The sequence below is a fragment of the Pseudomonas piscis genome (assembly GCF_009380155.1).
GTDB classification, from domain to species: domain Bacteria; phylum Pseudomonadota; class Gammaproteobacteria; order Pseudomonadales; family Pseudomonadaceae; genus Aquipseudomonas; species Aquipseudomonas piscis.
Map to the genome: position 1 here is coordinate 1 of NZ_WHUV01000003.1, position 12,503 is coordinate 12,503.

The 12,503-nt window shown below is 64.0% G+C and carries 11 protein-coding genes; 6 read left to right on the forward strand and 5 right to left on the reverse strand.

Translation table 11 applies throughout. The features are described 5' to 3' along the window. The first annotated feature begins 214 nt into the window (after positions 1 to 214). Genes GDH07_RS16770 through GDH07_RS16780 form a run of 3 tightly spaced genes read left to right on the forward strand, consistent with a single transcriptional unit; the run spans position 215 to position 3,807 of the window. Complete coding sequence (locus GDH07_RS16770) at positions 215 to 874, forward strand: paraquat-inducible protein A (RefSeq protein WP_152898335.1); 660 nt, start codon at positions 215 to 217, stop codon at positions 872 to 874. Next, positions 861 to 1,484, forward strand: a complete 624-nt coding sequence (locus GDH07_RS16775; protein WP_053132151.1) for a paraquat-inducible protein A — start codon at positions 861 to 863, stop codon at positions 1,482 to 1,484. Before GDH07_RS16770 ends, GDH07_RS16775 begins: the two co-directional genes overlap by 14 nt. Then, positions 1,477 to 3,807: a PqiB family protein gene (locus GDH07_RS16780; protein ID WP_053132148.1), complete on the forward strand. Its 2,331-nt coding sequence runs from the start codon at positions 1,477 to 1,479 to the stop codon at positions 3,805 to 3,807. The genes GDH07_RS16775 and GDH07_RS16780 overlap by 8 nt, the downstream gene beginning before the upstream one ends. 64 nt (positions 3,808 to 3,871) lie before the next feature. Here GDH07_RS16780 and mksF read toward each other — a convergent pair whose 3' ends face one another. Genes mksF through mksB form a run of 3 tightly spaced genes read right to left on the reverse strand, consistent with a single transcriptional unit; the run spans position 3,872 to position 8,692 of the window. After that, positions 3,872 to 6,721, reverse strand: coding sequence for an Mks condensin complex protein MksF (gene mksF / locus GDH07_RS16785; RefSeq protein WP_152898336.1), 2,850 nt, complete (start codon positions 6,719 to 6,721; stop codon positions 3,872 to 3,874). Next, positions 6,718 to 7,425, reverse strand: coding sequence for an Mks condensin complex protein MksE (gene mksE / locus GDH07_RS16790; protein ID WP_053132143.1), 708 nt, complete (start codon positions 7,423 to 7,425; stop codon positions 6,718 to 6,720). The genes mksF and mksE overlap by 4 nt, the downstream gene beginning before the upstream one ends. Beyond that, on the reverse strand, positions 7,415 to 8,692 hold the full coding sequence (gene mksB, locus GDH07_RS16795; RefSeq protein WP_053132175.1) for an Mks condensin complex protein MksB: 1,278 nt from the start codon (positions 8,690 to 8,692) through the stop codon (positions 7,415 to 7,417). Before mksB ends, mksE begins: the two co-directional genes overlap by 11 nt. Before the next feature lie 178 nt (positions 8,693 to 8,870). Here mksB and GDH07_RS16800 point away from each other — a divergent pair, with 178 nt between their 5' ends. Further along, the gene (locus GDH07_RS16800) at positions 8,871 to 9,656 is read left to right on the forward strand and encodes an energy transducer TonB (protein WP_152898337.1); all 786 of its coding nucleotides are present in this window, start codon (positions 8,871 to 8,873) and stop codon (positions 9,654 to 9,656) included. A gap of 8 nt (positions 9,657 to 9,664) precedes the next feature. Then, positions 9,665 to 10,117, forward strand: coding sequence for a ribosomal protein S18-alanine N-acetyltransferase (gene rimI, locus GDH07_RS16805; RefSeq protein WP_053132139.1), 453 nt, complete (start codon positions 9,665 to 9,667; stop codon positions 10,115 to 10,117). A gap of 22 nt (positions 10,118 to 10,139) precedes the next feature. On the opposite strand, the gene GDH07_RS16810 is transcribed toward rimI, so the two are convergent. Beyond that, positions 10,140 to 10,472, reverse strand: a complete 333-nt coding sequence (locus GDH07_RS16810) for a hypothetical protein (RefSeq protein WP_053132136.1) — start codon at positions 10,470 to 10,472, stop codon at positions 10,140 to 10,142. A 152-nt stretch (positions 10,473 to 10,624) separates the two neighbouring features. On the opposite strand from GDH07_RS16810, the gene can reads away from it, so the two are divergent. Beyond that, positions 10,625 to 11,269 (forward strand): carbonate dehydratase, encoded by a 645-nt coding sequence (can, locus tag GDH07_RS16815; RefSeq protein ID WP_053132134.1) that lies wholly within the window; start codon positions 10,625 to 10,627, stop codon positions 11,267 to 11,269. A 52-nt stretch (positions 11,270 to 11,321) separates the two neighbouring features. Here can and GDH07_RS16820 read toward each other — a convergent pair whose 3' ends face one another. Further along, positions 11,322 to 12,494 carry a hypothetical protein gene (locus tag GDH07_RS16820; RefSeq protein ID WP_152898338.1) on the reverse strand — a complete coding sequence of 391 codons (1,173 nt, stop codon included), beginning with the start codon at positions 12,492 to 12,494 and terminating at the stop codon, positions 11,322 to 11,324. Positions 12,495 to 12,503 lie beyond the last annotated feature (9 nt).

The following is a 12,503-nucleotide window of genomic DNA, read 5'->3' on the forward strand; positions in this document are numbered from 1 at the left end:
AGTGAAACGATGCATCGCCGATGGTAGTGTGGGGTTTCCCCATGTGAGAGTAGGTCATCGTCAAGATTAAATTCCGAAACCCCAATTGCGAAAGCAGTTGGGGTTTTGTCTTTGCGCGGACGAAAAACATTCCGATTCGAGGACAAATTTGCACAGTTATTTTCGAATCGGAACACTAGAATAGTGGCTATTTTTCTCAATTCCCGAGCCCTCTATGCTGGATCCGGTTGATACCCCCGGGGTGTCGGAATTGCCGCTGGATGATCTGGTCGCCTGCCATGAGTGCGACTTGCTGATGCGCAAGCCAAGACTCGCCCATGGTGAAAAAGCCCAATGCCCGCGTTGCGGTTACGAGTTGTATGCCCACCGGCACAACGTCGTCCAACGCAGCCTGGCCCTGGTGATCGCCGCCTTGCTGCTCTATGTGCCGGCCAATTTCCTGCCCATCATGCAGCTCGATCTCATGGGGCAGTCTTCCGACGATACGGTCTGGAGTGGAGTTCTAGGGCTGTTCGACACGGGCATGCAAGGCGTGGCAGTGGTGGTGTTCCTCTGCAGCATGGGCATCCCGTTGTTGAAGCTGATCTGCCAATTGCTGGTCCTGTTGAGCATTCGCTGGTGCATCGGTCGAAGCTACGGTCTGTTGCTCTATCGTATTTATCACCACCTGCGCGACTGGGGCATGCTCGAGGTCTACCTCATGGGGGTGCTGGTAGCCATCGTCAAGCTGGCCGATATGGCGTCCATTACCGTGGGCCCGGGCCTGGTGTGCTTTATCGCGTTGCTGTTGATCCAGGTCTGGCTGGAAGTGGTGATGTCGCCACACCAGGTCTGGCAGGCGTTATCCGGAGAAGACGTGCATGCGGGCGATTGATGCGGGCATCCTGATTTGTACCGAATGCCATGAGTTGAACCGGCAGCAGGCCGACAGTCACAGCCAGTCCTGCACACGTTGTGGAGCCAAGGTCCATGCCCGTCGTCCCAACAGCATCCTGCGGACCTGGGCATTGCTGATCACGGCGGCCATCCTCTATATCCCGGCCAACGTCCTGCCGATCATGACGGTCAGCGCCCTGGGCCAAGGCAGCCCCAGCACCATCATGTCGGGTGTCATCCAATTGGTGCAGCACGGCATGATTCCTATCGCCACGGTGGTATTCGTCGCCAGCATCCTGGTGCCGACCTTCAAGCTGGTGGGTATCGCCTTGCTGCTGTTCTCGGTGCAACGCCACCAACCGTTGTCGGCTAGGCAGCGGATCGTCATGTATCGCTTCATCGAATTCATCGGCCGCTGGTCGATGCTGGATATCTTCGTCATCGCCATCCTGGTGGCGGTGGTCAACTTTGGCCGGCTGGCCAGCATCGAAGCCAACCTCGGTGCGGTCGCCTTTGCCAGTGTGGTGATCCTCACCATGATGGCTGCGATAACCTTCGATCCCCGACTGATCTGGGACAACACGGAGTCGGACGACGACCATGAGTGATTTGCCTACTGCCAAAACCCGACCGGCTTCCAATTGGTCGGCCATCTGGGTGCTGCCCCTGATTGCCCTGGTCATTGGTGGCTGGCTGGGCTGGCGCGCCTACAGCGAGACCGGGATCCTGATCCAGCTACGCTTTGAAAGCGGCGAAGGCGTCCAGGCCAACAAGACCGAGGTGTTCTACAAAGGCATGCCCGTGGGCAAGGTCAAGTCTCTGGAACTGGATGACGAGGGCAGCTCCAAGGGCGTGGTCGCCACCGTCGAGATGAGCAAGGATGTCGAGCAGTACCTGAAGACCAACACGCGCTTCTGGCTGGTCAAGCCGAGCGTCAGCCTGGCCGGTATCACCGGCCTGGAAACCCTGGTCTCGGGCAACTACATCGCCGTCAGCCCGGGAGAAGGTGGAGAACCGACCCGCAAGTTCACCGCGCTGGTCGAGGAGCCGCCCCTGTCCGATGCCAAGCCCGGCCTGCACCTGACCATCAAGGCCGAGCGCCTGGGCTCGCTGACCCGTGGCAGTCCGGTGTTCTACAAACAGATCCAGGTCGGCCAGATCAAGAGCTACCTGCTCTCCGAAGACCAGAGCACCGTCGAACTCAAGGTCTACATCGAGCCGACCTATGCCAGCCTAGTGCGCAAGCACACGCGTTTCTGGAACGCCAGCGGCATCAGTGTCGACGCCAACCTGAGCGGGCTGAAAATCCGCAGCGAATCCCTGGCCAGCATCGTCGCCGGTGGTATTGCCTTCGCCACTCCGGAGAATCGCAAGGACAGCCCGCCGACTGACCCGAGCCTGCCGTTTCGCCTCTACGAAGACTTCGACGCCGCCCAGGCCGGTATCCGGGTCAAGGTCAAGCTCAGCGATTTCGAAGGCCTGCAGGCCGGGCATACGCCAGTGATGTACAAGGGCATCCAGGTCGGCAGCCTGAAAGCCCTGAAAGTCGATGCCGACCTGACCAGCGCCACCGCCGAATTGACCCTCGACCCGCTGGCCGAAGACTACCTGGTGCAGGGGACCCAGTTCTGGACCGTCAAGCCATCCATCACCCTGGCGGGCATTACCGGGCTGGAGGCCCTGCTCAAGGGCAACTACATCGCCGTTCGCCCCGGCGACAAGGGCGCCGCACCGCAGCGTGAATTCGAGGCTCGGGCCAAGGCGCCACCGCTGGACCTGCGCACACCGGGCCTGCACATGGTGCTGTTCACCGACAACCTCGGTTCCCTGGAGGTCGGCAGCCCGATCCTCTACAAACAGGTCAAGGTCGGCGCGGTACAGAGCTACCAGTTCTCCCACACCCGCAAGCAGCTGGTGATCGGCGTCCATATCGAGAAGGAGTACGAGAAGCTGGTCAACGGCTCGACTCGTTTCTGGAATGTCAGCGGCATCACCCTCACGGGTGGCTTGACCGGTGGCATCCAGATCAAGAGCGAGTCGTTGCAAAGCTTGATGGCCGGCGGCATCGCTTTCGATACGCCAATACCCGATGTACCGCTGAAAAAACGCATCCCGCGGTTCCGCCTGTTCGCCAACCAGGAAGAGGCGGCGCAGCGCGGCATCGTGGTGCAGATCAAGGTCGATCGCGCCGATGGCCTGCGTGCCGGCACCCCGGTGCGCTTCAAGGGCCTGGATGTGGGCAAGCTCGAGCAAGTCACCCTCAGCCCCGATATGCAGTCGGTGATGCTCAAGGCGCGCATCACCGAGGTGCCTGAGCGTATTGCCCGGGTCGGTAGCCAGTTCTGGGTGGTCAAGCCCGAGTTGGGTTTGATGAAGACTTCGAACCTGGAGACCCTGGTCACCGGCCAGTACATCGAGGTCCAGCCACCGGAGAAAAACCTCGGCGCGCAAACCAGCTTCGTGGCCCTGCCACAGCCACCACAGGCCAGTGTCCAGGAGCCTGGCCTGAGCCTGGTGCTGAGCGCTGCCCGGCGTGGATCGCTGAAGATCGGCGTACCGGTGACCTACCGCGAGATAACGGTGGGCAAGGTCACTGGCTACGAACTGGGGCAAACGGCCGATCGGGTCCTGATCCACATTCTTATCGAGCCCAAGTACGCGCCATTGGTACGCGGTGGCACACGCTTCTGGAACAGCAGCGGCTTTGGCGTGGATTTCGGCCTGTTCAAGGGCGCGACCGTGCGTACTGAATCCCTGGAGACCCTGATCCAGGGCGGTATCGCCTTCGCCACCCCGGAGGGAGAGCGCATGGGCAACCCGGCGCGGCCCGAGCAGACTTTCCCGCTGTTCGATCAGTTCGAGGATGAATGGCTGACCTGGGCGCCGAAGATTCCCCTCGGCAAGCAACCGGCCGCCCCAGTGACGCGCTAGCGCCAACCCAATAAAAAAGGCCGCCCTCGCAAGAGGGCGGCCTTTGTGTTTCAGCGCAGGGAAATCAGGCTTCGTCCAACTCCGCCTGTGCTTGATCCTCGGCGTGTTCGTTCATCACCGCCTTGACCTGGTCGTGGCGCCGGATGAACTTCCAGTCCGCTTCATCGATATAGATGCCGTTCGGACCGCTACCGCCTTCCAGGTCGATGGCCACCTGGGCCGAAACCTGCGGCTTCACACTGGCCAGGATCGGCACGAAGCCCAGTTGCAGGCTGGTCTCGAGCAGCGCCGCCTGGTTGCGTTCGTCGATGTCCGCCGCCTCGTCGAGGTAGTAGGGCAGGCGGATACGCCCGGCCTGGTCGCGGTCCATCAAGTGCAGCAACAAGTACATGTTGGTCAGCGCCTTGATGGTCATGGTGGTGCCGTTGGACGCCGCGCCATCGATGTCGGTATGGATCACCGGCTGGCCGTTGACCTTGGTGATCTCGAACGCCAGCTCGAACAGGTCCTTCAGGCCCAGCTGGTTGTGGTTGGCCGCCACCAGCCGCGCCAGGTACTCCTTGGCCTCTTCGTTCTTGTTGTCCTGCTCGGCGCTCTGGCTCAGGTCGAACACCGACAGGGTCTCGCCTTCCTCGTACTGGCCGGCGCTGTGGATGATCTGGTCGATGTGCTTGAGCGCCTCCTTGTTCGGCGCCAGGACGATGCGGAAGCTCTGCAGGTTGGAAACCTGGCGCTTGTTGATCTCGCGGTTGAACAGCGCCAGCTGGTGTTCCAGGCTGTCGTAGTCGCTGCGGATATTGCGCAGGGTCCGGGCGATGTCGGTGACCGCCGCACGGCGCGCCTTGCCCAGGGTCAGGGCTTCCTCGGTGCGGTGCGAATAGGCGTTGATCAGCAATTGCAGGCGACGCTCGACATCATCCTCGCTGTCGAACTTGGCCACGCCCTTGAGGCGCACCTGGGCATACAACGCCTCGATCTGGCCATCGACCCGCTGCAGGCCCTGCCAGCTGTCCTGGTAGTCGTTGAGCAACGGCAGCAGGTTGTCCATGGAGTCGTCCACCGGGTCCATGAACGGTGTGCCGAACGGCAGGTCCGCCGGCAGCAGCTGGCGACGGCGCAGGGCGTCGTCGAGGGTGCGCTGCTTGGCTTCCATGTCGCTGATCTGGCGACCCACCAGTTGCAGCTTGGCCGACAGTTGCTGGACGCGCTCGGTGAAGGCGTCGCTGGAGCGCTTGAGTTCGTCCTGGGCGGCCTCCATCTGCGCCAGCTGTTCCAGCTTCTCGCCTTCCTCGGCGCTCAGGGTCTGGGTCCGGCGGAAGTCTTCCAGGGCTTTCTGCGCATCCAGTACCTGCTGGTACAGGGCTTCGGTCTGGGTCTTGCTCGCGGCGCGGTCAGCGGCCACGGCGGCCTGGGTCTTGAGCTGCTTGAGCTCCTTCTCCAGGCGCTCCTTCTGGTCGCGCAGGGCCGCGCGGTCGGCCAGGGCCTGCAACGCCGGTGGTTCGATATGGGAGATGTCGATGGTCAGACCGGGCACTTCGAAGCGCTCGCCCTTGAAGCCGTCGAGGATCAGCTCCACGGATTTCACCCACTCGCCATTGTCGTCCAGGGCGATGCCGTGCTCGCCCAGGGGCAGGCTGAACAGCGCACTGTTGAACAGGCGCATCAGGCGTTCCACATCCTGCTGGGAGAACTCCTCGCGCAGGCGGGCGTAGCTGTTGTTGTCGGCGTGGTCGAGCTGCTGCTTCACCGACTTCAGGCGTTTTTCCAGGTCGCGCAGGCGCTCTTCCAGGTCTTCGGCGGAGAACTGCCGGGACTGGGCCAGGGCGCCGGCCAGTTCGTCGTGGGCATCCTTGGCCGCCAGCAGTTGTTGCTCCAGGACCTTGACGTCATCCACTAGGGCGAAGCGGTGCTTGAGCACCGACAGCTCGCCCAGCCAGCGCTGGGTGCCGGTGATTTCCCGCTCCAGGCGCATCATTTCCTGGGTGCTGCTGCGCTGGTCGTTCTGCAGGGCGTCCTGCTCGTTGCGGTAGTGCTCGGCCTGGATGGTCAGCTCTTCCTTGCGCGCACTGGCGTAGTCCGACCAGGTGCCCAGCAGCGAGTCCAGCAGCGGCGACAGGCGATGCAGCTTGCCGCGCAGGATGTCCCGTTGCTTCACGCCGTTGGCCAGGGCCTCCACCAGCGGGCCTGCGGCCACCAGCGAGTTGTAGTCCTGCTCCATGCGTCGCACATCGCGGAACGCCTCGTCGCAGGCGGCGATGTAGTCGACGCTGCCCGAGCGCAGGCTGTGTTCGAAGGCATCGAGGAACAGCTGCTTGAGCTTGGCCGCGGTGATTTCGCGCATGTGCAGCAGGTTGATGAACAGCGCGCGGAAGGTCTTCAGGCTCTGTTCGCTGGTGGAACGCAGCGGAATCAGGGTCAGGTCCAGCGGGATCGAGGTGTGGCCACCGACCAGCAGGCGCCGCAGTTCATCGGGCTTGAGCTCGTAGGCCTTCAGGCCATGGCGCTCCAGGTTGGTGAACAGCTCTTTCTGCCGCAGGCAGGTGTCGTCCTTCTGGTAGTGGGCCAGGTCCAGTTGTCCGGCGTAGGCGAAGAACTGGTGGCCGAAGCCACCACCCGGTCCGCGTCCCGACACGCCGATGACGTGGGGGCCGTGGGGCAGCGAGACTTCCACCAGGATGTAGCTGGTGTCGGAGGCGAAGTAGAAGCGCCGCGACTGCTCCAGGCTGTACTTGCCGAAGCTCATGTCCGACATGCGCGCCAGGATCGGGAATTGCAGGGCGTTGATCGACGCCGACTTGCCCAGGTTGTTCGCACCGTAGACCGACAGCGGCTCTTCCAGGGGGAACAGGCCCAGGCTGTAGCCAGCGGTGTTCAAAAGGGCAAAGCGGCGGATGCCGTAGCGTTCCTTGCTCATGCGTCGAGCTCCTGTTCTTCGGCGATGGCCCGGGCCAGCGCGTCTTCTTCACTTTCCTCGGACTCGTCGAATTCGCTCAGGTCCAGCGGGTCATCGGTTTGCAGCAGTTTCTCGTCGCTGTCCTCGTCCACCAGCACCGGGGTCGGCAATGGCAGCACGCTGTGCAGGCTGGCCGCCAGGTCGCGGTCTTGCTGTACCGACAGGCAGACGTCGAGGAAGCGGTGCATCGGCGGCAGGAAGCGGTAGATCCCCGGCTCCTCCAGGGCGAAGCCCAGCTGGGTCATGCGGCGCATGATCTTTTCTTCCAGCTCTTCCTGGGTCTGCACTTCGGCCTGGATGAACAGGTCGCGGTACTTGTCCAGCAGCGAGGGCAGCTCGTCGCGACCCAGGCTGCCGCCGTCGAGCACGGCGATCGGGTCGCGGCCCTGGTCGGCCAGGTGCTCCACCAGGATGAAGGTGAACAGCGCCAGGCGCTGGGCGGTCTTGTTCACCTGCGCCGCGGCGTTTTCCGGCACGAAGTAATAGAAGCCGCGGGTATCGCACACCAGCTCGAAGCCCAGGGCCTTGAACAGGGTGCGGTACTGGTCCTGGAAGTTCGACAGTTGCGCGTACAGCTCCGGATCGCGGCGGCTGACGTGGTAGCCCTTGAACAGCTCGCGGAAGATCGGCGCCAGCTGGGACAGTTCGGAAAGATCAAGATGCATTGGCATTACTCGCAGTTTGCTCGGGCTGGTCGTCGCGAGCCGAGAGCAGGGCGAAGGAGCGCAGGCTGACCTGGTGCTCCTGGGTGTGGTATTCGCGGCGTTCGAGACGCTCGCGCTTGAAGCGTTTTTCCCGGGACAGGCGCGAGAACCAGTACAGCAGCTCGTCGGTGGCGCCGTCCGGTTCCTGGTCCAGCAGCCAGCTCATCAGGTCCGGCATCGGCAGGGCGTTCTCGCAGCGTTCGAGCATTTCCCGGACCGTGCGCGGTGCCTTGGGGGCCAGGCCCTTGTGGGTCTTGTGGGCCTTGGGGAAGCGCGCCGGCTTGGGCTCGAAGCGGGCCAGGGCGTAGACATAGGCCTCCACCTGGCCGGAGCTGCCGAGGAAGGTACTCTGCGGGCGGGTGAACATCGGCATCGCCGCCTGGGGCACCGCATCGATGCCCTTGCGCCGGATGACCGACAGGGCCAGGGCCGCGCCGCGGGTCACGGCATTGTGCCGGCGGGCTTCTTCGCGCAGCGGCAGCAGCAGTTCCCGGGCATGGCGCAGGGTCAGCTGGGCGCTGGTCTGCATCTCCAGGATCCGCGCGTGGGTGCGCAGCAGCATGTCGTCGTCCACCAGGTGGCCCAGGCGCTGCTGTTCGGTGAGCATGCGCAGCAGCACGTTCTCCACCTTGCGCACGCCCTGCTCGAAGGCGCCGTCGGCGTTCACCAGCTGGATCATCGGCTCGACGTATTCGTCCCAGGTGGCCAGCACCTCGGCGTAGCGCTGGCGCAGGGGGATCTGCCGGTCGCTGGTCTTGGCCCGTTCGGCCACCGCCACCAGGGCCTGTTCGTCGTTGGCGAGTTTCTTCAGGACATCGCGTACCCGCATGTCCAGCAGGCGCAGCTGGCGCGCCAGGTCGTGGCCGTCGCGGATCTCGAAGGCGTCCTGGATGTAACCTGCCAGGCGCTCCAGGTGGCGCAGGTAGGCTTCGATCTCCAGGCACAGGCCCAGGCGGTGTTCACGCCGCAGGTAGGCGAGGAAGTCGTGGATCTGCGCGTTGAGCTCGAAGCGGTTCGGGCTTTTCGCCACCGGGACCAGGATGTCCAGGCGTATCCATACGTCCAGCAGGTTGGTGATGTCCTGGGGCGTACTGTCCAGTTGCTGGGTGGCCAGTTGTGAGCGCAGTTCGGCAAGACTCAGGGTGCCTTGGTCGAAGTGCTCGCACAGTGGCTCCAGAAGTGCCCAGTGTTCGGCGAGGGCGCGCAACACGCGCTTGGGTTCGATCATCGGAATGGCCGGCTGGTTGGCAATGAAAAGCGGCGATTGTACTGCATCAGGGGGCCGACGATTCACCCAGGATCCAGTAAGGAGACGGACTGTCGCTTTTGCGCTGCATCAACTGCGGGCGATCTTCGGCGAAGGACGGTAGAATCCCCCACCTCAGTTATCCACAAGTGGCCGACCCTTGCTTATCGAGTCCCGTCGTCGCGCTTATCTGTCCGCCATGCAGGTGGTCAGTTGGGTGCCGCGCAGCGAATTGCCCTTTGCCGCCCCCTCGCGCCCCGAATTGCTGGTTTTGCCGGAGCCGGTGGTGGAGGCGCCGCCTGCGCCCGTCGCCGAGGCCCGGGCCGCAGCGGCCCCGGTGGCGCGCAGTGTCGAGCGGCCGAAGATCGAAGTGCCGCGCCCGGCTGCGGCCTCTGCCCGTCTGGTCGCCAAGCCCGTGGTCGAGGACGAGGAAGCCGCCCCGGTGGTCAAGGCGCCGGTGGTCCCACCGCCGCGCTTCGCCCTGCAACTGTTGCGGGCCGGACATTGCCTGTTGCTGGTGGAATTGCCCACCGGCGAGGCGTTCCAGAGCCGCGACCCGGCCTACCTGCTGCTCAAGGACATGCTGCGCGCCGCCGGCCTGCCGGACAGCCCGCAGATCCTCGCCGAGCCGGTGCGCTGGCCGCGCCTGACCCGCGGCAACCTGGACCAGGGCCCCGAGGCCGCACGGGATTTCGTCCAGGCCTTCGTCGGCATGCGGGTCGAAGAACAACCCTGCGCCTGCCTGTGGCTGGTGGGCCTGCCGGCGATACGTTTTGCCGGCGAGGCCGATGCCGAGTCCTACAACCGTGAGCTGGAGGTCGAGGGCCTGGGCTCGGCCTGGGCCTTGCCCGGGCTGGAACTGTTGATGGACGAGCCGCAGCGCAAGGCCGACGTCTGGCAAGCCATGCGCCGGTTGATGGCGCGCTGGAAAAGCAATGATGAGTAAGAGTAGCGATGAGTGACGCGTTGACCTTCCGCCTGGCCACCGAGGCGGACCTGGATGCCATCCTGAAGATCGAATATGCCGCGTTCAGCCACCCCTGGACCCGCGGCATCTTCATGGATGCCTTCAAATCCTATGAAGTCTGGCTGATGTTCGAAGGCAGCCAGCAAGTGGGGCACGGGGTGATCCAGGTGATCATCGACGAAGCCCACCTGCTGAACATCACCGTCAAGCCGGAAAACCAGGGCCGCGGCCTGGGCCTGCACCTGCTGGAGGCACTGATGAAGCGTGCCTACCAGAAGGACGCCCGGGAATGCTTCCTGGAAGTGCGCTCCAGCAACCAGACCGCCTATCGGTTGTACGAGCGTTATGGCTTCAACGAGGTCGGGCGCCGCCGCGACTACTACCCGGCGGTGGGCGGGCGCGAAGATGCGCTGGTCATGGCCTGCACCCTGGTGGATTGAGCCGCGCCAGCCGGCGCTTTCCTCAGCGCTGGTCATCCAGTGGCTTGCGCCTGGCCAGCTCGGCTTCATCCAGGCCCGAGCCACCACCGATCTGCGAATCGTCGACGATGCTCAGGTCCCAGTCGGCGGGCCGGCTGGCCCCTTTCTCCCGGACGGAGCGGGCGCCATCTTCCGGCGTCAGGATCTCCGGGCTCAGGTCGTTCGCGGTGGACCCGTCCTCGGTGGCCGGGCCGTCGCCGCCAGCCACCGGGGCCTGGTCGTCGAAATGCAATTCCTCCATCGAACCCATGCGGTCCTGGTCGTCATCGATGGGCTCGGGTTGGGGCGCGTTGTAGGGGCGTCGTGGTTCAGTCATGGAAGGTCCTCGAACTTCAGGGGCTTGTAGGGGTGGACCGAGCCCCTTGCCGAAGATTCCCCCCATGGGATGACCGGTATCTGCCGCATCGCGCGTGACCCCGGCCGGAGGTCGTCTGTCAAACCTGCGCATCATTCCTGAGGCTTCACAGCATGAACGAACTACAAGACCTGATTGATAACAACGAGCGTTGGGCCGAAGCGATCAAGCAGCAGGATCCGGAGTTCTTCTCCAAGCTGGCCCGCCAGCAGACCCCGGAGTACCTGTGGATCGGCTGTTCGGACGCACGGGTGCCGGCCAACGAGATTGTCGGCATGCTGCCGGGCGACCTGTTCGTACACCGTAACGTGGCCAATGTGGTGCTGCACACCGACCTCAACTGCCTGTCGGTGATCCAGTACGCGGTGGATGTACTCAAGGTCAAGCACATCCTGGTCACCGGCCATTATGGCTGTGGCGGTGTACGGGCCTCGATGCAGGACCGCCAGCTGGGCCTGATCGATGGCTGGCTGCGTTCGATCCGCGACCTTTACTACGAACACCGTGATGCGCTGGGGGCCCTGACCACGGAAGAGGAGCGGGTCGACCGCCTGTGTGAACTCAACGTGATCCAGCAAGTGGCCAACGTCGGTCACACCAGCATCGTGCAGAACGCCTGGCATCGTGGGCAGAGCCTGTCGATCCACGGCTGCATCTATGGGATCAAGGATGGCCGCTGGAAGAGCCTGAACACCACCATCAGCGGCCCCGAGCAGTTGCCGCCGCAGTACCGCCTGCGCCCGGTGGGCTCGCCCTGAGGCACCTGCAGCGCCCAGCGCCGGCCCGGTCCGGGCCGACGCTGGCGCGACCTCACAGGTGTGGCACTTCGGTGCTGGGTGCCGGTGCGGGGGACTGGAGCTGCAGCAACTGGCTCTTGACCGCTGCGCTGGCGCACTTGGCCGCTGCCTGCTGCTGGTCCAGCTTGCGGATCGAGGTGTAGAACAACTCGCAGGTCTTGGCCTTCTGCGTCACCTGCCAGGTCTGGGTGCAACTGTTCAACTGCGCCTGCGCATCGCTACCCGGCTTGCTGCCCATTCCCGCCTGCCAGCAGGCCGCGCTCAAATCCTGGCCCATCACCTTCAAGCCCGCGGCATCGGCCTTGGTTTCATCATCGTCGTAGTTGGCCGGATCTGCCGCATACCAGATGTAGCTCGGGTGGTTGGAGCCCAGTACCGGCACCTTGAGCCCGGCACTGGGGCTGATCTGCGCCAGGCCCAGCACATTCACCGTTACCCCGTACTGCTGCTTGAGCCAGCTGCGCACCGGCGCACCGAAGGCCACCATCGGCAGGGCGGCGCCGCTGCTGCCCTGGCTGACCTCCTTGACCATGGTGGTCTGGTAGTTGTTGAAGTAGCCGTAGACGCCTTCCAGGTCCTTGCCGGCATTGGACGGTGCGGCGATCGGCGCGATGTCGACGATGGTCTGGTAGGCCGGGGTCTGCGTGGCGTCGATGCCGTTGGCGACCAGCAGGGTGGCCCAGCGATCGGTGGTAGCCGATTCGAGGTAGTCCTGGGCCTGGGTCAGGGAGTAGTCCGGCGGGAAGTGCAGGAGCTCGACGCTCTTGCGGTTTTCCAGGGCCATGCCCAAGGGCAGGAACAGGTACCAGCTGTAGGCCCACTTGCCGTCGCTGTTGAGCTGGCTGGCGCCCTTGTAGGCCAGGTCGCCGGCGTCCAGCAAGGCGCCCAGGGGCTTGCCGTAGCCCGCCGGAACCCCGCTGAACGAGGCCATGACCTTGTCGCCAGTGGTCTTGACGCTGACCTTGGCGTTGGCATAGCCATCGCGTTGCACGCTCTGGGTCAGGTAGTGCGCCACCGTCTGTTCCAGGGTCCAGTCGCGATAGCAGATGACGTTGCAGTTGTTGGGAAAGGCGAACAGCCGGGTCACCCGTTGCGGGCTGCCCAGGTCGACCTCGACATCGGCCATGACGGTGGAACTCAGCGTAGCGGCGGCCAGCGCGAGGGTCAGTCCTGCGAGTTTCAACATGCTCAGATC